Annotated in this window: 17 protein-coding genes and 2 pseudogenes; 11 read left to right on the forward strand and 8 right to left on the reverse strand. The window is 68.1% G+C overall.

Going from position 1 to position 16,869, the window contains the following annotated elements:
* A pseudogene (locus ACTHL9_RS09375) lies at positions 1 to 144 on the forward strand (bifunctional methylenetetrahydrofolate dehydrogenase/methenyltetrahydrofolate cyclohydrolase); the annotation flags it as partial.
* Between the two features lie 13 nt (positions 145 to 157).
* Here ACTHL9_RS09375 and ACTHL9_RS09380 read toward each other — a convergent pair.
* Positions 158 to 1,537 (reverse strand): MFS transporter, encoded by a 1,380-nt coding sequence (locus ACTHL9_RS09380; protein WP_440518597.1) that lies wholly within the window; start codon positions 1,535 to 1,537, stop codon positions 158 to 160.
* 212 nt (positions 1,538 to 1,749) lie between these two features.
* On the opposite strand from ACTHL9_RS09380, the gene ACTHL9_RS09385 reads away from it, so the two are divergent.
* Entirely contained in the window at positions 1,750 to 2,679 is a 930-nt protein-coding gene (locus ACTHL9_RS09385) for a LysR family transcriptional regulator (protein WP_440518598.1), read from the forward strand.
* On the opposite strand, the gene ACTHL9_RS09390 is transcribed toward ACTHL9_RS09385, so the two are convergent.
* Genes ACTHL9_RS09390 through ACTHL9_RS09400 form a run of 3 tightly spaced genes read right to left on the reverse strand, consistent with a single transcriptional unit; the run spans position 2,649 to position 5,465 of the window.
* A complete protein-coding gene (locus tag ACTHL9_RS09390; protein WP_440518599.1) occupies positions 2,649 to 3,923 on the reverse strand; it encodes an NAD(P)/FAD-dependent oxidoreductase in 1,275 nt (424 codons plus the stop codon). The two genes, ACTHL9_RS09385 and ACTHL9_RS09390, sit on opposite strands and share 31 nt — an antisense overlap.
* Before the next feature lie 4 nt (positions 3,924 to 3,927).
* Positions 3,928 to 4,251, reverse strand: coding sequence for a 2Fe-2S iron-sulfur cluster-binding protein (locus ACTHL9_RS09395; RefSeq protein ID WP_440518600.1), 324 nt, complete (start codon positions 4,249 to 4,251; stop codon positions 3,928 to 3,930).
* 26 nt (positions 4,252 to 4,277) lie between these two features.
* Positions 4,278 to 5,465 carry a cytochrome P450 gene (locus ACTHL9_RS09400; protein WP_440518601.1) on the reverse strand — a complete coding sequence of 396 codons (1,188 nt, stop codon included), beginning with the start codon at positions 5,463 to 5,465 and terminating at the stop codon, positions 4,278 to 4,280.
* A gap of 123 nt (positions 5,466 to 5,588) precedes the next feature.
* Between ACTHL9_RS09400 and ACTHL9_RS09405 the strand changes: the two genes are divergently transcribed.
* The 9 genes from ACTHL9_RS09405 to ACTHL9_RS09445 all read left to right on the forward strand — a co-directional run bounded on the left by ACTHL9_RS09405 (position 5,589) and on the right by ACTHL9_RS09445 (position 13,457).
* Positions 5,589 to 6,545 carry a LysR family transcriptional regulator gene (locus tag ACTHL9_RS09405; RefSeq protein WP_440518602.1) on the forward strand — a complete coding sequence of 319 codons (957 nt, stop codon included), beginning with the start codon at positions 5,589 to 5,591 and terminating at the stop codon, positions 6,543 to 6,545.
* A gap of 119 nt (positions 6,546 to 6,664) precedes the next feature.
* Entirely contained in the window at positions 6,665 to 7,609 is a 945-nt protein-coding gene (locus ACTHL9_RS09410) for an ABC transporter ATP-binding protein (RefSeq protein ID WP_440518612.1), read from the forward strand.
* Entirely contained in the window at positions 7,602 to 8,441 is an 840-nt protein-coding gene (locus ACTHL9_RS09415; RefSeq protein WP_440518603.1) for an ABC transporter permease, read from the forward strand. The genes ACTHL9_RS09410 and ACTHL9_RS09415 overlap by 8 nt, the downstream gene beginning before the upstream one ends.
* Complete coding sequence (locus tag ACTHL9_RS09420; RefSeq protein ID WP_440518605.1) at positions 8,438 to 9,280, forward strand: ABC transporter permease; 843 nt, start codon at positions 8,438 to 8,440, stop codon at positions 9,278 to 9,280. The genes ACTHL9_RS09415 and ACTHL9_RS09420 overlap by 4 nt, the downstream gene beginning before the upstream one ends.
* Before the next feature lie 86 nt (positions 9,281 to 9,366).
* The gene (locus ACTHL9_RS09425; RefSeq protein ID WP_440518606.1) at positions 9,367 to 9,876 is read left to right on the forward strand and encodes a hypothetical protein; all 510 of its coding nucleotides are present in this window, start codon (positions 9,367 to 9,369) and stop codon (positions 9,874 to 9,876) included.
* 27 nt (positions 9,877 to 9,903) lie between these two features.
* Complete coding sequence (locus ACTHL9_RS09430; RefSeq protein WP_440518614.1) at positions 9,904 to 10,731, forward strand: exodeoxyribonuclease III; 828 nt, start codon at positions 9,904 to 9,906, stop codon at positions 10,729 to 10,731.
* Between the two features lie 21 nt (positions 10,732 to 10,752).
* Entirely contained in the window at positions 10,753 to 11,814 is a 1,062-nt protein-coding gene (gene trpS, locus ACTHL9_RS09435) for a tryptophan--tRNA ligase (RefSeq protein ID WP_440518607.1), read from the forward strand.
* Positions 11,815 to 11,818: 4 nt separating this feature from the next.
* Entirely contained in the window at positions 11,819 to 12,388 is a 570-nt protein-coding gene (locus tag ACTHL9_RS09440) for a 2'-5' RNA ligase family protein (protein ID WP_440518608.1), read from the forward strand.
* Positions 12,312 to 13,457 (forward strand): YihY/virulence factor BrkB family protein, encoded by a 1,146-nt coding sequence (locus tag ACTHL9_RS09445; protein WP_440518609.1) that lies wholly within the window; start codon positions 12,312 to 12,314, stop codon positions 13,455 to 13,457. The genes ACTHL9_RS09440 and ACTHL9_RS09445 overlap by 77 nt, the downstream gene beginning before the upstream one ends.
* Positions 13,458 to 13,533: 76 nt before the next feature.
* Here ACTHL9_RS09445 and ACTHL9_RS09450 read toward each other — a convergent pair whose 3' ends face one another.
* From ACTHL9_RS09450 to ACTHL9_RS09465, 4 genes and pseudogenes are all read right to left on the reverse strand, one after another.
* A complete protein-coding gene (locus ACTHL9_RS09450; protein WP_138415122.1) occupies positions 13,534 to 14,316 on the reverse strand; it encodes a succinate dehydrogenase iron-sulfur subunit in 783 nt (260 codons plus the stop codon).
* Positions 14,316 to 16,103, reverse strand: coding sequence for a succinate dehydrogenase flavoprotein subunit (sdhA, locus tag ACTHL9_RS09455; RefSeq protein WP_440518610.1), 1,788 nt, complete (start codon positions 16,101 to 16,103; stop codon positions 14,316 to 14,318). The genes ACTHL9_RS09450 and sdhA overlap by 1 nt, the downstream gene beginning before the upstream one ends.
* Before the next feature lie 67 nt (positions 16,104 to 16,170).
* Complete coding sequence (locus tag ACTHL9_RS09460) at positions 16,171 to 16,656, reverse strand: succinate dehydrogenase hydrophobic membrane anchor subunit (protein ID WP_440518611.1); 486 nt, start codon at positions 16,654 to 16,656, stop codon at positions 16,171 to 16,173.
* Positions 16,657 to 16,661: 5 nt separating this feature from the next.
* A pseudogene (locus ACTHL9_RS09465) lies at positions 16,662 to 16,869 on the reverse strand (succinate dehydrogenase, cytochrome b556 subunit); the annotation flags it as partial.

Raw genomic sequence — 16,869 nt, forward strand, 5'->3', positions numbered from 1 at the left:
GTTGTCGACGTCGGGGTGACCCGCGCGGACGATCCCGAGGGCGGCAACCCGTAGGTCTTTGGCGACGTCCACCCTCACGTCGCGCAGGGGGCGGCCAACCTCTCGCCGAACCGGGGCGGAGTGGGGCCCATGACCGTCGCCCTCTGCTATGGGCAGGCTAGACCTGTGCAGGTGCCTTCACAGACACCGCCTGCGGTCCGAAGACCGTGGCGCCGGTGGCTTGCTCGGTCTCGTGGTCCGGGCCCAGCGGGATGCCGCGGCGGTCGCGGAGGCAGAGGACGGCGGCGATCGAGACGACCGTGACGATCAGCAGGTAGCTCGAGATCGAAGCGGTCGAGCCGGTGGCCTGGAGAAGGGCCTGGGCAATCGTCGGGGCGAACGCGCCGCCGAGGATCGCGCCGATCGCGTAGGAGATCGAGACACCGGAGAACCGGACCGACGCGGGGAAGATCTCAGAGTACCAGGCTGCCTGCGGGCCGTAGGTGAGGCCGAGCCCGATCGAGAACAGGATCAGCCCGACATAGAGGCCGCCCAGGGTGCCCGTGTTCACGAAGAAGAACAGGGGGAACACCATGAGGCCCTGCAGGACGAAGCCGATGAGGTAGGTCTTCTTCCGGCCGATCGCGTCGGCGAGGATGCCCGAGACCCACGTGGCCACAAACCACATCGCGGCACCGACCGTCGTCGCGACGAGCACGCCGGTGGCGTCCATCTTGAGCTTGCCGGTCGCGTAGCCCTGGATGAAGCCGCCGGTGGTCATGTAGCCGGCCGCGTTGTTGCCCACGAAGACGAGTGCGGCGAGGATCACGAGGTGCCAGTGCTTGCGGAAGAGCTGGACGATCGGAACCTTGACCTGCCGTCCGCGCTCGGCGAGCTCGGCGAACACGGGGCTCTCCTCGACGGCGCGGCGGACGAAGAAGCCGATCACGATCAGCACGACGCTCAGCAGGAACGGCACGCGCCATCCCCACTCGAGGAAGGCCTTGCCCGGTGAGATGACCCCGGTCATGAGGGCCATGACGCCGGAGGCGATGAGCATGCCGAGGGGCACGCCGAGCTGGGGGAACGAGCCGGCGCGCCCGCGGCGGTTCGCCGGTGCATGCTCGACGGCCATGAGGACCGCCCCGCCCCACTCGCCGCCCGCGGAGATGCCCTGGATGACCCGGAGCACCAGCAGGAGGATGGGGGCGCCCATGCCGATCTGGCTATAGGTCGGCAGCGCGCCGATCAGGGTGGTCGCACCGCCCATGAGGATGAGGGTCAGGACGAGCATGGCCCGGCGACCGATGATGTCGCCGAAGTGGCCCGCGAGGAAGGCGCCGAGGGGACGGAACAGGAAGCTGATGCCCACGGTCGCGAACGAGAGCAGGAGGGCGATGTTCTCGCCGGCCGGCTTGAAGAAGAGCTCGGCGAACACGAGGGCTGCGCCTGTGGCGTAGATGAAGTAGTCGTACCACTCGATGGTGGTGCCGATGATGGTGGCCAGCGCGACGCGGCGCTGGGTTGTGGCGGCGGATGCGGCGCCGGGATTGTTCATCTCTGTCCTTGCATGAAACGGCATCAGCTCTGATGCCTCACTGGACGGCTTGTGGCCGCGAGGGGGATGGGCGCTCCGCGCCAGATGCGCGGCGAGCCGTTGGAGAGTGAGGGATACCACTATCGTGGCTCCCCAACTTCCGGTTGTAAACTTCAGAAAAGCGGCAAACTAATTCAGTTCTGCTTATAGATCTAGGGAGGGCGCACGCGAGAATGCCCGAGATCACACTCCGTCAACTCGAGCTGTTCACGGCGCTCGTCGACGTCTCGACCCTCAGCGAGGCGGCGGAACGCCTGCACATCTCCGAGTCCGCGCTCTCCCAAGCGGTCACGGCTCTCGAGAAGGCTGTGGGGGAGCAGCTGTGCGTGCGCAGGAAGGGACGTGGGCTGCAGCTCACGCCGGCTGGGCAGCATTTCGCGGCTCGCTCGCTGGGCATCCTGCGCGGCGCTCAGGACCTGGTCCTCGCACCCCGGAACGGCGAGGCGCTCCGCGGGCCGGTCAACCTCGGTTGCTTCGCGAGCTTCGCGACGAGTGTGATCCCCGAGATCCTCGACCGGTTCCCCCAGCGACACCCAGGCGTCACGGTGGATGTCACCGTGGGGACCCACGAGGAGCTGCTTCCCGCCCTCGAATCGGGCCGGCTCGACGTCGCCATCGTGTACGACATGCTCTTGCCCCTCGGTTACGCCCAACGGGAGATCTACGGCACCGAGCTTGAGGCCGTCCTCCATCCGGACCACCCGCTCGCGCAGGACGATGCCGTGGATCTCGCGGAGCTCGCTGACGAGCCGCTCATCATGTATGAGTCGAGCCCGAGCACCATGAACACGCACGAGGCCTTCGCGTCGCGAGGCCTGCGCCCTCGGATCGTGGCGAGCGTCCCGCAGGTGATCCTCGTCCAGGCCCTCGTGGGGCGCGGCGTGGGGTATGGCCTGCTCATGTCCCGCCCGAACAGCGCCCCCGTGAGCGTCGAGGGTCTCCCGCTCGCCGTGCGGCCCCTGCGGCCCCCGGCCACCCGGACGCACGTCGTGGCGATCTGGCCCGAGGACATGACGCTCACCCCTCGGGCCGCGGCCCTTGTCGACTTCGCCGTCGAAGCGCTGGGCGACGGTCATGCGGGCACCGGAGCCGAGCGGGAGTAGGCCTTGAGGTCGAACGCGGAATCGGCTGCTTCGTCCGGAGACAGAGGGGTGCCGACGGCCAGCAGGCGCCGGGCCGCCAGGTGATCCGCTGGGCTGTTCACGGACTCGACGCTCACGAGCGCCCCGTCGTCGAACGCGAATACCGAGAACTTGCCCGACGCCGGATCTCCGCGCAGGACCGTCGACGCGCCGGGCCTGGAGAGGCCGGCGATCTGCAGTTTGACCTTCCCCTGATGGCTCCAGAACCACGGGAGCTCGGCATAGGGCCCGGCGTCCTGCCCGAGGAGGGCGGCCGCGGCGTGCCGCGCGTGATCCGTCGCGTTCTGCACCGACTCGAGCCTCACCCGGCGACCCGCGTGGGGGCTCGGGAAGCTCGCGCAGTCACCGATGGCGAAGATCGCCGGGTCCGAGGTGCGCAGGCTGCCATCGACGGCGATGCCGCCGTCGTCCTCGACGGCCAGCCCGGCGTCGGCCGCGAGGGCCGAAGCGGGGGTGACGCCGACGCCGACGACGACCAGATCCGCCGGCAGCGCCCGACCCGAGGCCAGAACGACGGCGGCAACCCGGCCGGCGTCGTCGTCCACGCCTGAGATCGCGGAGACTCCCTCGCAAAGCTCGAAGCGCACGCCGTCGAGCTCGTGGCGGTCGACGAGGTAGGCGGACACGGCAGGGGAGACGGATCGGCGCAGCGGGCGGGCCGTCGGCGAGATGACCGTGACGTCGAGCCCCCTGGCCCGCGCCGCCGCGGCGAACTCGAGGCCGATGAAGCCCGCGCCCACTACGGCCACGCGACGGGCCGACGCGAGCCCGGCGGACGCCGCTCGCGCATCGTCGAGCGTGCGCAGCCGGTGGACGCCGCCGAGGTGCTCACCGGGGACCCCCAGCGCGCGGCTGTCGGCGCCCGTGGCGAGCACGAGTGCGTCGTACGCGAGCCACTCGCCGTCGCTCGTCCGGACGCGCCGGCGAGCACGGTCGATGGCGACGGCGGAGACTCCCCACCGCGCATCGACCCCGGCGTCATCGAAGAACGACTCGCCACGGAGCCGCAGCGGTTCGGCCTGGGAGCCTCCCGCCACGAAGTCCTTCGAGAGGGGCGGCCGCTGGTAGGGCCGCTCGGACTCGCGGGAGAGCACCGTGAGCCGACCGCCGTACCCGCCGGCGCGGAGGGAGTCGACGAGCTGGACCCCCGCCTGTCCCGCGCCGACGACGACGATGTGGCCGGGCCGCTTGTCCTGTCCGGTCATCGGGTCACACCTGGCCCGCGGGAACCTCGACCACGAGCGAGGCGCGCGCGCCGCACGCGATCTGGCAGCCCAGCCGGCTCCGCTCGGGGTCCCGCGGAGCGGACGTGCACTCGAGCATCTCGTCCTCCTCGTCGTTGATCTCAGGCAGCCCTTCGAGCGAATCGTGGCTCACATAGACGTGGCACGTGGCGCACATCGCCTGGCCGCCGCATTCGCCGACGATGCCGGGCACCCCCGCGTTGACGGCCGCGCGCATGACCGAGGTCTCGGGGGCTGCGTCGAGGGTCAGCTCTGCTCCGTCGGGCTGGATGTAGGTGATGGTGGGCATGGTTCTCCTTCAGGTCTGGTCGGTGTTCAGTTCCAGGCCACGGGCAGTTCGAGCATTCCGCGGAACACCCAGCCGCCCTCCCGCGCCGGCCGATCGGTCAGGCGGAGTCCCGGGAGGCTCGCGAAGAGCTTCGGGAGGGCGACCTGCGCCACCGAAGTCCGCGCGACCCAAGCGCCGGCGCAGAAGTGCGCCCCGCCGCCGAACGCGAGGTGCGGCTTCTTCTCGCGATTGATGTCGAAGGCCTCGGGGTTCTCGAACTGTTCTGGGTCCCGATTGGCGGCGCCGAGGACCACGCCGAGCCGGGCACCTGCGGGCAGCGTCGCTCCGCCGATCTCGACCTCGCGCGTGGTCTGCCGCGGGTACATCCCGATCGGCGCAACCCACCGCACGGCCTCTTCGAACGCCGTGGCCCACAGCGCAGGGTCGGCGAGGACCTGCGCCAGCTGCTCCGGGTTGGACAGCAGTGCCCACACCGCCGTCCCGAGCACGTCGCGGGGTTCGTTCAGCCCGCCGCCGATCGTCATCTTCATGTTGGCTTGGATGGCCTCGATCGGCATGCCGGCATTGACGACGGCGGAGAGCAGGCTCGCATCAGGCTCGGCCTTGAGCGCGGGGACGAGTTCGTCGATGGCTGCATCCACTTCGGCGCTCGAGGCGGCGGCCTTGGCCCAGACCTCGGGATCGTCCGCGTAGTTGCCGGTCCCATCGATCATGGTCTGCGACCAGCGCTGCAGGTCCTGCTGCGTCGCGTTGCGGAAGCCCATGATCTCGCGGAGGTTCTCCGCCGCAAACGGGGCTGCGAAGCCGAGATGGAGGTCGGCGCCCGGCCCCTTCGCCCGGAATTCCTCGAGGTACTTCTCGGCGTTCTTCTCGAAGACGGCGGTCCATGTCTCCTTGATGGCCTTCGGGCGCAGCACGGGTCCGTAAGCCGCGCGGTCCGTCTGGTGGTCGGGGTCGTCTTTGCGGAGCATCGAGTGCCCCATGGACCGCTTCATGAGCGAGCCCTCTTCGTTCGCGGAGAACGTTTCGGCGTCCTGCTCGATCCGGTGGCACGCCTCGAAGCTCGTCACCAGGTAACGGCCCACGGCCGGCACCCACGCCACGGGGGATTCTTCCCGCAGCCGGCGGTAGATCGGGTACGGGTTCTCGTAGAGATCCTCGATGCGGACCCAGTCCGCCATGGGCGCGGTGATCTCTGCTTCTGCTGCCGTCATCTGCCACTTCCTCGTGTCGTCTGTGCTGCTGGCTCCCTCGAGTGTGGGCTGGGCCATATGGTCAGGTAAAGTTCAAATAAGCTGCGAACTAGGCAACAAAAAGTTTCTATGGGGAGGTGTCGAATGCAGGAGGCGACCCTCGCCGCTCTGGCCGCGGACGACGTCGTGCGCGCGCCGAGCAGGTTCACCCTCCGCCAGCTGGGCTACTTGGTCGCGGTCGCGGACACGGGCTCGATCCGCGCCGCCGCCACGCGGCTGCACGTGACCCAGACCGCCGTCGGCGCGGCGCTCAATGACCTCGAACGGGCGCTCGGCACCCAACTCCTGGTCCGCCGTCGTGCTCACGGCGCACTGCTCACGCCCGCCGGGCAGTACGTGTGCGACCGCGCCCGGGCGCTCCTGGTCGAGGCGGCAGACCTGGAGCTCTCGGCGCGGGACGCGGGGGATGCCCTGCGCGGGCCCGTCGCGCTCGGCTGCTATTCGACCCTTGCCGTCACCCTCATCCCGCCGATCCTCCAGGGCTTCGGAGAGCTGCACCCGGAGGTCGAGCTCGACTTCGTTGCCGACCAGCAGGTTCCGCTCGAGCGCAGGCTCCTCGAAGGCGACCTCGACGCCGCCCTCATGTACGACATGAACCTCCCCATGGGCCTCGCCGCCCGGACGCTCTACGAATCCCGCGTCTACGTGCTCCTGCCCGCCTCGCACCGGCTCGCCACCGGCGAGCCCGTCGACCTCGCGGCGCTCGCCGAGGATCCGCTCGTCTTCCTCGACCTGCACCCGAGCGGCGAGCACACCATGGCCGTGTTCCGGGCTGCCGGTGTCGAGCCGCGGATCCGCTACCGGACCACCGACTTCGAGCTGACGCGCTCCCTCGTGGGGCGAGGGCTCGGCTATGCACTGCTCGTGCAGCGGCCGCGGCGGAGTGAGACCTACGAGGGGCTTCCAGTCATCGCCGCGGAGATCACCCCTCCGCCGGCACCCGTGCGCATCCTGCTCGCCTGGTCCGCGGGCGTTCGCCCCACACGCCGAGCGCAAGCCCTCATGGACTTCGCAGCTGACCTCTTCGCGCCGTCGCAGTAACCGGAAGTGCCGCACTCACTCTGAAAGAAGCGTTGCATAAACTCTTCCGGTGCCGGGCCTCGTCGGCTAGTGTGCGGTGAGTGTCGCAGGAAGCACCAGGCCGTGCCAAGGGAACTGCCGTGGCCGGTGCTCGCACCGTTCGGCCGCCAGTGATCAGTGCTCGGAATCTCGTCAAGACGTACGGAAACGTCAACGCCGTCGACGGCATCAGCTTCGAGGTGCCGGCGGGGGAGTCGTTCGGCCTGCTCGGGCCCAACGGCGCCGGGAAGTCGACCACCATGAGGATGATCGGCGGCGTGACCCAGAGGACCAGCGGCGAGCTCAGCATCATGGGCCTCGACCCGGAGAAGCAGGGTCCGGAGGTACGAGCCCACCTCGGCGTGGTCCCGCAACAGGACAATCTCGACGAGGAGCTGCGCGTCCGGGACAACCTCATCGTCTACGGGCGGTACTTCGGCCTCTCGCGCTCCTACCTCGCCCAGAGGGCGGACGAGCTCCTCGACTTCGCCCAGCTGGCGGACAAGGCGAAGGCCCGCGTCGATTCGCTCTCGGGCGGCATGAAGCGGCGCCTCACGATCGCCCGCTCGCTCATCAACGACCCGCGGATCCTCCTCCTCGACGAGCCGACCACCGGCCTCGATCCCCAGGCCCGCCACGTCCTCTGGGACCGTCTGTTCCGGCTCAAGGAGCAGGGCGTGACCCTTGTGCTCACGACGCACTACATGGATGAGGCGGAGCAGCTGTGCGACCGGCTCATCGTCGTGGACAAGGGCAAGATCATGGCGGAGGGGTCGCCCTCCGCGCTCATCCGCGAGCACTCGAGCCGGGAGGTGCTCGAGGTGCGCTTCGGCACAGACCGGAATGCCGCCGTCGCCCCTCGGCTCGAAGGCGTGGGGGAGCGCATCGAGGTGCTGCCCGATCGGGTCCTCGTCTACACGGACAACGGCGAGGCCTCGCTCGAGCAGATCAGCGCGCGCCAGCTCCACCCCATCACCTCGCTCGTGCGGCGGGCCTCGCTTGAGGACGTGTTCCTGCGCCTCACGGGGCGGTCCCTCATTGACTGAGACCCAGCCCCGCCTCCGAGCCCAGTCCCCCGAAGTCTCCGCGGCCAAGGCCAGGCGCTGGGGCTCGTTCTACTTCATGGAGCACATGCTGCGCAGCATGCGCGCCTACGCGGTGACCATCGTGGTGACGAGCGTGGGGAACCCGCTCCTGTACCTCTTCTCGATGGGGGTCGGCCTCGCGTCCATCGTGGACCGCAGCCCGTCCGCCCATTTCGCGGGCGTCGGCTATCTCGCGTACGCCGCGCCGGCGCTCCTCGTCTCCAGCGCGGTCATGACGTGCGCGAACGAGATGATGTTCCCCGTCATGGACGGCTTCAAGTGGCGGCGCGTCTACTACGGCCCCCACGTCACTCCGCTCGTGCCGGGGCAGCTCGCCGCGGGGCACGTCATGGCCGTGGGCGTCCGGCTCCTCGTCCAGTGCGTCGTGTTCTTCCTCATCATGCTCGCGTTCGGCGCGGCCCGGAGCCCGGCTTCATGGCTCGTGGTGCCGATCGGGGTCCTCGCCGGCATGGCCTTCGGGACGCCCCTCATGGCCTATGCGGCGAGGATCGAGAAGGAGAACTTCCAGTTCTCCATGATCCAGCGCTTCATCGTGATGCCGCTGTTCCTGTTCTCCGGGACGTTCTATCCGCTCGAGGTGATGCCCGCCGGCATGCAGTGGATCGGCTGGATCTCACCGTTATGGCATGGGAACCAGCTCGGGCGGCTCGCTACCATCGGCCTCACTGAGCCTGTCTGGCTCGTCGCCGTGCACGTCCTCTACCTCGCGGCGCTCGGCCTTTTCGGCATCGGCTGGGCCCGCCGCAATTACGCGAGGCGGATGGGCGCATGAAGGCGCTGACCGACCAGAACCCCGACGGCGACTACGTCCTCTCCGCCGACCACCGCCCTCTGAGCGCGCTCTACGCACGCAACGCCCGCGCGGTGATCGAACGCGGCTTCCGCGTCATCAAGAGCCAAAACTGGGTCATCCTGATCTCGGGCTTCTTCGAGCCCGTCTTCTACCTGCTGTCCCTCGGCATAGGACTCGGCGGGCTCGTCGGCTCCGTAGCCGGTCCTGGGGGAGCCCCGATCAGCTATGCCGCGTACATTGCGCCCGCCCTGCTCGCCGTCTCCGCGATGAACGGTGCGATCTACGACTCGACGTGGAACATCTTCTTCAAGATGCATTTCGGCAAGCTCTACCAGAGCATGCTCTACACGTCCCTCGGGCCGTTCGACATCGCCGTCGGCGAGATCTTCATGGCCCTCTTCCGCGGCTTCCTCTATGCGTTGGGGTTCACCGGAGTCATGGGCCTCATGGGGCTCATCACCACGCCGTGGGCCCTTCTGCTCGTTCCTACGTCCGTTATGGTTGCGTTCGGCTTCGCGAGCTTCGGGATGGCGATCACGAGCTACATGAAGACGTTCCAGCAGATGGACATCATCACGTTCGTCATGCTGCCCATGTTCCTGTTCTCCGCGACGTTCTACCCGCTCAGCGTCTACCCCGAGCCGGTGCAGTGGGTCATCCAGGCACTTCCCCTGTGGCATGGGGTCGAGCTCATGCGGCAGATCAGCATCGGCGTGTTCAGCGCGGCCACGTGGATCCACCTCACGTACTACGTCGTGATGATCCTCATCGGCCTCGCCTTCACCACGCGGCGCCTGCGGGCGCTGTTCCTGCGGTAGCCTTCTCCGGCGGTAGCCTCGCCCGCGGGCGGCTGCTGGCCGCCGCTTCCGCACGAGCGGCGACGCGCGTCTGGGAGAATGGCCCCATGCAGTCAATCGGCTCCCAGAACCCTGCCCCGGCGCGCTCCGGCATCCGCATCGGCGCGCTCGGGTTGTCCGTCCTCGTCCTCGCGTTCCTCATTGCCGTGATCTTCGCGGCGAACCGGAACGAGGTCATCGGCTGGATCGTCGCGGTGATCTCGCTGGGCTGGCTGGTGTTCGCGGTCTTCGTGTTCGTCTCGGTGCGCAATGCGGGCCGCCGAACGCAGGCCAAGTTCGAGGAGGCAGCGCAGCGCCTAGGCGGCAGGGCTCCGGCGATGACGGGATCCACGGCAGGGGAGGCCCGCACCGTCGACGACGTCCGCGACCTCAAGCTCGACCATTCCTTCAAGATCATCCAGGTCCAGGAGCGCGTGGTCCGCGAGAACCTCGGCAAGGACCCCGAGCAGGTTGCCCGCGCTCTCGAGACGATCCAGATCACCGCCGCCAACGCACGGGACATGCTGCGTCCCGACGGCGGGGAGCCCGTCACCGGAACCATCGTTGACGAAGGGTAGAGTATTCCGGTGACCCTCGAAGCTGCTATGACGACTTCCGCGTATGCGCCGAAAGGTGGAGCGCTGCGCATCGCCACAGTGAATGTCAATGGCCTGCGGGCTGCTTGGCGCAAGGGCATGCCGGAGTGGCTTGAGCCGCGCGATCTGGACATCCTGTGCCTGCAGGAGGTGCGCGCGCCCGACGACGTGGTCAACGAGTACTTCGACGGCTGGCATGTGCTGCACGCAGAGGCGGACGCGAAGGGGCGCGCCGGAGTGGCCATCGCCTCCCGGCAGGAGCCGACCGCAACGCGCGTGGGCATCGGCGACGACTACTTTGCGACCGCCGGCCGCTGGGTCGAGGCCGACTTCGCGCTTCCGAGCGGCAAACAGCTGACCGTGGTGAGCGCCTACGTGCACTCGGGCGAAGTGGACACGCCGAAGCAGGTGGACAAGTACCGGTTCCTCGACGTGATGCTCAAGCGGCTTCCCGAACTTGCGGAGCAGAGCGACTTCGCCCTCGTGGTGGGGGACCTCAACGTGGGCCACACCCCGCTCGACATCCGGAACTGGAAGTCGAACCAGAAGCGCGCGGGCTTCCTGCCCGAGGAGCGCGCCTACTTCGACCGCTTCTTCGGCGACGAGATCGGCTGGAAGGACGTGCACCGGGAGCTCTCCGGTCAGGTTGATGGACCGTACACCTGGTGGTCTCAGCGCGGCCGCGCCTTCGACAACGATGCCGGCTGGCGCATTGACTACCACATGGCGACGGCGGAGCTCGCCGCGGCGGCGAGGAACGCCGTCGTCGACCGCGCCACCGCGTGGGACACACGGTTCTCGGACCATGCCCCGCTTGTCATCGACTACCAGCTCTAGACCCCGGAAGAACGCCCACCCATGACCACTGACTCCACGTCTGCCGTGACCGCTCCTGCAGGCCGCCAGCGCCTCGTGTCCGGGATGCAGCCCTCGGGCGACTCGCTGCACCTCGGGAACTACCTCGGCGCCCTTGTCAACATGGTGAAGCAGCAGGACGAGTACGACTGCTTCTACTTCATCCCCGACCTGCACGCGATCACCGTGCCGCAGGACCCCGCGGAACTGCGAGGGCGCACCCGCCTCACGGCTGCGCAGTTCATCGCGGCCGGCATCGACCCCGAGCGGTCCACGCTGTACGTACAGTCCCACGTGCCCGAGCATGCCCAGCTCGCGTGGGTCCTGAACTGCCTCACGGGCTTCGGCGAAGCCTCGCGGATGACGCAGTTCAAGGACAAGATGGCCCGCCAGGGGCAGGACGCGGCCAGTGCAGGCCTCTTCACGTACCCGATGCTCATGGCGGCAGACATCCTGCTCTACAAGCCCTACGGCGTGCCGGTGGGCGAGGACCAGCGCCAACACCTCGAGCTCGCGCGGACTCTTGCGCACCGCTTCAACACCCGCTTCGGAGACACGTTCGTGGTGCCGGAGGCGCTCATCCCGCCGGTCGCGGCCAAGATCTACGATCTGCAGAACCCCGTGTCCAAGATGTCGAAGTCCGCGGATTCGCCGAACGGCCTCATCAACATCCTCGACGACCCCAAGGTGACCGCGAAGCGCATCAAGTCGGCCGTCACGGATGCCGAGACCGAGATCCGGTTCGACCGCGAGGCGAAGCCGGGCGTCTCCAACCTCCTGACGATCATCTCCACGATCACGGGCCGCGGCATCGACGAGCTCGTGGCTTCCTACGAGGGCAAGATGTACGGGCACCTCAAGGCGGACGTCGCGCAGACTGTGGTGGACGCCGTCGCGCCGATCAAGGCACGCACCGAGGAGCTCCTCGAGGACCCGGCGGAACTGGACCGGCTCCTGGCCGTCGGCGCGGGGAAGGCGCGGGAGATCGCGGCCGAGACCCTCGCAGAGGTCTATCAAAAGGTGGGGTTCCTTCCCGCCATGGCCCCCGCCGCTGCATCCGTCTGAGGCAATGACGGGCCGATTCGACGATCACGTCGCCGAGAGGGACGGGAACGCCCCACTCGTGGGCGTCATTCTGGGCTTCCCGGACGACGTCGCTGCGGAGCTGCGCAAGTGGCGCGCGTCCTTCGGGGATCCGATGGCGGAGTCGATTCCGGCTCACATCACCCTCGTGACCACCACCGAGACCCGCGATTGGGACGCGGCCGTCGAGCACGTCCGCAGCGTGGCGGCGCGGCAAGCGCCATTCCGTGTGACGATCTCCGGGACGGGCTCGTTCCGCCCGGTCTCAGAGGTCGTCTACCTGAACGTGGCCGAGGGCTTCGAGGCGTGCATGAAGCTGCACTCCGACCTTCAGCGGGGTCCCCTCGAGCGTGAACTCCCGTTCCCGTATCATCCGCACGTCACGGTGGCCCACGACGTCGATCCCGAGCGCCTCGACGAGGCCGAACTCGCCCTCAAGAACTACAGCACCTCTTTCACAGTGGCTAGCATGGGGCTGTATGAGCACGATTCCGACGGCCTCTGGCAACTCCGGGAAGAGCTCGACTTCGGGGGAGAGGCGCCGCGCGGCTCTTGACCGCTCGCGGTCGGGTCAGCCCCTCCCTACCGAACTGGACCAGCTCAAGCTCGCTGCCGTGAGGGCGCGACAGGCGTGGGGCCGGGCAAAGCTCGACGGCGTAGGTGCGCCCAAGCGCTATCTGGCTCTCCTGCAGTGGGTCATCGCCCAGATCAGCACGTGGCGGCCCGTTCGGACCTTCCAGCTTTACGGCCTGCGCTACGGCCCATTGCTGAGCGCCGGTATCGGCTTCAACATGTTCTTCTCGGTCGCTGGCCTCCTGACCACCGGATTCTCGGTCGCCGGCCTCGTGCTCGCAGGTCAGCCGGAGCTGGTCGACAAGATCGTTCAGCTCGTGGCGCACTCCGCGCCGGGTCTTCTCAAGGTGGACGGCCACGACGGGCTCGCCGACCCCCACGCGCTGCTGAACCCGTCGGGGTTGGGGCTCACGGCGATCATCGCCGCCATCGTGACCGTGCTGACCTCCCTCGGATGGATCAGCAGCATTCGCGACGGCCTCCGGGGCGTGGTCGACGAACGGCCTCTGCAGGTCAACCCGGTGCTCATGCGGCTGCGGGACACGGGGACCCTTCTGCTCCTCGGGGTCGTCCTGGTGCTCACCTCCGGCGTCAGCATCCTATTCACGGGCGCCGTCGGCTTCATCGCTGACCTCCTGAGCCTCGACAAGGCTGTCGTGGCCCCCGTCAGCTGGCTCATCGGCATCGTTGTTCCGCTCCTGCTGAACTGGGCCACTGCACTGATCCTGTTCCGCCTCGCCGCGGGTCTATCGCTCTCCCGCCGCGCCCTGCTCGAGAGCACGGCGATCGCGGGCGCGGGCACCACGATCCTCCAGCTCTTCAGCAGCCAACTCCTTGCCCGCGCCGGCGCGAATCCGCTCCTGGCGTCCTTCGCCGTCATCATCGGGCTGCTCATCTGGTTCAACCTCGTAAGCCAGGTCTACCTCGTCTCCGGCGCCTGGGCCGCCATCCGCGAGGCCGACGGCGCTGCCCTCCCCGAGCGCAAGACCGCGGCCTTCGGCTCCTCCCGCCCCGCGCGCAGGCCTTCGAGGCCACTCGCCCACCGGGGCTGAGGCAGGACGCGAAGGGGGCGCTGCTGCAGACTGCAGCAGCGCCCCCTTGCCGTGCGGCCTCTTTGGGCCGGTAAGGCTAGAACTGGCGGGCCAGAATGGCCTGCTTGACCTCGGAGATGGCCTTCGTGACCTGGATGCCGCGCGGGCAGGCCTCGGAGCAGTTGAAGATCGTGCGGCAGCGCCACACGCCTTCCTTGTCGTTGAGGATCTCAAGGCGCATGTCGCCGGCATCGTCGCGCGAGTCGAAGATGAAGCGGTGCGCGTTGACGATCGCCGCGGGACCGAAGTACTGGCCGTCGGTCCAGAACACCGGGCACGACGACGTGCACGCGGCGCACAGGATGCACTTCGTGGTGTCGTCGAAGCGCTCGCGATCCTCGGGGGACTGGAGGCGCTCCTTCGTGGGCTCGTGGCCCTTGGCCACGAGGAAGGGCATGATCTCCCGGTAGGACTGGAAGAACGGCTCCATGTCCACGATGAGGTCCTTCTCCACCGGAAGACCCTTGATGGGCTCGACCGTGATGGGCTTGGACGTGTCGAGGTCCTTGAGCAGCGTCTTGCAGGCGAGACGGTTGCGGCCGTTGATCCGCATGGCGTCCGAGCCGCACACGCCGTGCGCGCACGAGCGGCGGAATGAGAGGGACCCGTCGTGCTCCCACTTGACCTTGTGCAGGGCGTCCAGCACGCGGTCCGTGCCGTACATGGTGAGCTTGAACTCGTCCCAGTGGGACTCTTCCGAGACCTCTGGGTTGTAGCGGCGCACCCGGAGCGTGATGTCGAAGGTCGGGATCTCGCCCCCGCCGCCGACGCTCGCGGGCAGCTCGACCTTCGAGGCTGGCTCTGCAGTTGACGCGGTCATCAGTACTTACGCTCCATCGGCTCGTAACGGGTGAAGACAACCGGCTTCGTACCGAAGCGGATGCCCTTGACGCCCTCGGTCTCCGCCGCGGGGTCCCTGTAGAGCATCGAGTGCTTCATGAAGTTGGCGTCGTCGCGGTCGGGGAAGTCCTCGCGGTAGTGGCCGCCGCGCGATTCCTTGCGGTGGAGCGCAGCGACCGTCATGACCTCGGCGAGGTCCAGGAGGAAGCCCAGTTCGACGGCCTCGAGGAGGTCGAGGTTGAAGCGCTTGCCCTTGTCCTGGATACCGATGTTCCGGTACCGCTCGCGCAGGGCCTCGATGTCAGCCAGGGCCTTGGCGATGGAGTCCTTGGTGCGGAACACCTGCATGTTCGCGTCCATGGTCTCCTGCAGGTCCGCCCGGATCGAGGCGATCCGCTCGTTGCCCGCGGAGTTGCGGACGGCACCCAGCAGCGCCTCGGTCTCCGCAGCCGGGTTCTCCGGGAGTTCCACGAACTCCGCCGTCTTGGCGTATTCGGCGGCCGAGATGCCCGAGCGCTTGCCGAACACGTTGATGTCGAGGAGCGAGTTCGTGCCGAGGCGGTTCGAGCCGTGGACGGACACGCAGGCGACCTCGCCGGCGGCGTAGAGGCCTGGCACCACGGTGTCGTTGTCCTGGAGGACCTCGCCCTTGATGTTGGTCGGGACTCCGCCCATCACGTAGTGCGCGGTGGGGTACACGGGGACGGGCTCGGTGTAGGGCTCCACGCCGAGGTAGGTCCGCGCGAACTCGGTGATGTCCGGAAGCTTCGCGTCGATGTGCGCGGGCTCGAGGTGAGTCAGGTCGAGGAGCACGTAGTCCTTGTTCGGGCCGGCTCCGCGGCCCTCGCGCACCTCGTTGGCCATGGAGCGGGCCACGATGTCGCGGGGAGCGAGGTCCTTGATGGTCGGCGCGTAGCGCTCCATGAAGCGCTCGCCCTCCGAGTTGCGAAGGATGGCACCCTCGCCACGGGCCGCCTCGGAGAGGAGGATGCCGAGTCCGGCGAGGCCGGTCGGGTGGAACTGGATGAACTCCATGTCCTCGAGCGGGATGCCCCGGCGGAACGCGATGCCCATGCCGTCACCGGTCAGGGTGTGGGCATTCGAGGTGGTCTTGAAGACCTTGCCGGCGCCGCCCGTGGCGAACACGATCGCCTTGGCCTGGAAGACGTGAATCTCGCCGGAGGCGAGGTCGTAGCTGACCACGCCTGCGGCGCGCTTCTGCTTGAACGGCGTGCCGTCCTCGCGGACTGCGTCCTCCTCGACCATGAGGAGGTCCAGCACGTAGTACTCGTTGTAGAACTCGACGTTGTGCTTGACGCAGTTCTGGTAGAGCGTCTGCAGGATCATGTGGCCCGTGCGGTCCGCGGCGTAGCAGGCGCGGCGAACCGGAGCCTTGCCGTGGTCACGCGTGTGGCCGCCGAAGCGACGCTGGTCGATGCGGCCCTCCGGCGTGCGGTTGAAGGGCAGGCCCATCTTCTCGAGGTCGAGGACGGCGTCGATCGCCTCCTTTGCCATGACCTCAGCGGCGTCCTGGTCGACGAGGTAGTCGCCGCCCTTGACGGTGTCGAAGGTGTGCCATTCCCAGTTGTCCTCTTCGACGTTGGCCAGGGCTGCGCACATGCCGCCCTGGGCCGCGCCGGTGTGGGACCGGGTGGGGTACAGCTTGGTCAGTACAGCGGTGCGGGCGCGCTGGCCGGACTCGATGGCCGCGCGCATGCCGGCGCCACCGGCACCGACGATCACCACGTCATACTTGTGGACCTGCATACTGGATGCTTCTCTCTCTCGCGCAAGTCTGCGGCACCGCTCGCTGGGGCGCCGCTCGGAATGCCTGCTACGGCTTGGGGCAGAAGTCGGCGCCTGTCTGGACGCCGTTGATCACCGGGCACGGGTCGAACGTGAAGATGACCAGCGTGCCGAGGATGACGATCGCGGTAGCCGCGGCGTAGAGCACCACGAGGAGCCAGAAGCGAACCGTGTCGCGATCGGCGTAGTCGTTCACGATCGTCCGGACGCCGTTGGTGCCGTGGAGCATGGCGAGCCAGAGCATCGCGAGGTCCCACCACTGCCAGAACGGACTGGCCCACTTGCCGGCGACGAAGCCGAAATCGATGGCGTGGACGCCATTCCCGACCATGAGGTTGACGAACAGGTGGCCGAAGATCAGGACCACGAGGACGATGCCGGAGAGGCGCATGAAGAGCCATGCGGCCATCTCGAAGCCGCCCTTCGTACCGCCGCCGTGGCGCGTGTACTTCGGGGCGATCCGGCCTGTCTCCGTGCTGCTGCGCGGGAAGCGGATGTCAGGAGTGGTGCTCATGGCGGTCAGCCTCCGAACACGATCGAGAGTTGGCGGATGGCGAAGGCCACGAACACGACGGCCCAGACCACCAGGACGGTCCACAGCATCTGCCGCTGGTACTTCGGGCCGCTCTTCCAGAAGTCCACGGCAATGATTCGCAGGCCGTTGAACGCGTGGAAGAGGATGGCCGCGACGAGGGCAGTCTCGCCGAGCCCCATGACCGGGTTCTTG

It is taken from the genome of Sinomonas sp., assembly GCF_051955515.1.
GTDB lineage: Bacteria > Actinomycetota > Actinomycetes > Actinomycetales > Micrococcaceae > Sinomonas.

Excerpts from the sequence above, each read along its gene's own strand:
- ACTHL9_RS09385 (WP_440518598.1), top strand. The coding sequence starts at position 1,750 with ATGCCCGAGATCACACTCCGTCAACTCGAGCTGTTCACGGCGCTCGTC.
- ACTHL9_RS09460 (WP_440518611.1), bottom strand. The coding sequence starts at position 16,656 with ATGAGCACCACTCCTGACATCCGCTTCCCGCGCAGCAGCACGGAGACA.
- ACTHL9_RS09425 (WP_440518606.1), top strand. The coding sequence starts at position 9,367 with ATGCAGTCAATCGGCTCCCAGAACCCTGCCCCGGCGCGCTCCGGCATC.
- ACTHL9_RS09395 (WP_440518600.1), bottom strand. The coding sequence starts at position 4,251 with ATGCCCACCATCACCTACATCCAGCCCGACGGAGCAGAGCTGACCCTC.
- ACTHL9_RS09390 (WP_440518599.1), bottom strand. The coding sequence starts at position 3,923 with ATGACCGGACAGGACAAGCGGCCCGGCCACATCGTCGTCGTCGGCGCG.
- trpS (WP_440518607.1), top strand. The coding sequence starts at position 10,753 with ATGACCACTGACTCCACGTCTGCCGTGACCGCTCCTGCAGGCCGCCAG.
- ACTHL9_RS09430 (WP_440518614.1), top strand. The coding sequence starts at position 9,904 with ATGACGACTTCCGCGTATGCGCCGAAAGGTGGAGCGCTGCGCATCGCC.
- ACTHL9_RS09450 (WP_138415122.1), bottom strand. The coding sequence starts at position 14,316 with ATGACCGCGTCAACTGCAGAGCCAGCCTCGAAGGTCGAGCTGCCCGCG.
- sdhA (WP_440518610.1), bottom strand. The coding sequence starts at position 16,103 with ATGCAGGTCCACAAGTATGACGTGGTGATCGTCGGTGCCGGTGGCGCC.
- ACTHL9_RS09380 (WP_440518597.1), bottom strand. The coding sequence starts at position 1,537 with ATGAACAATCCCGGCGCCGCATCCGCCGCCACAACCCAGCGCCGCGTC.
- ACTHL9_RS09405 (WP_440518602.1), top strand. The coding sequence starts at position 5,589 with ATGCAGGAGGCGACCCTCGCCGCTCTGGCCGCGGACGACGTCGTGCGC.
- ACTHL9_RS09440 (WP_440518608.1), top strand. The coding sequence starts at position 11,819 with ATGACGGGCCGATTCGACGATCACGTCGCCGAGAGGGACGGGAACGCC.
- ACTHL9_RS09420 (WP_440518605.1), top strand. The coding sequence starts at position 8,438 with ATGAAGGCGCTGACCGACCAGAACCCCGACGGCGACTACGTCCTCTCC.
- ACTHL9_RS09445 (WP_440518609.1), top strand. The coding sequence starts at position 12,312 with ATGAGCACGATTCCGACGGCCTCTGGCAACTCCGGGAAGAGCTCGACT.
- ACTHL9_RS09400 (WP_440518601.1), bottom strand. The coding sequence starts at position 5,465 with ATGACGGCAGCAGAAGCAGAGATCACCGCGCCCATGGCGGACTGGGTC.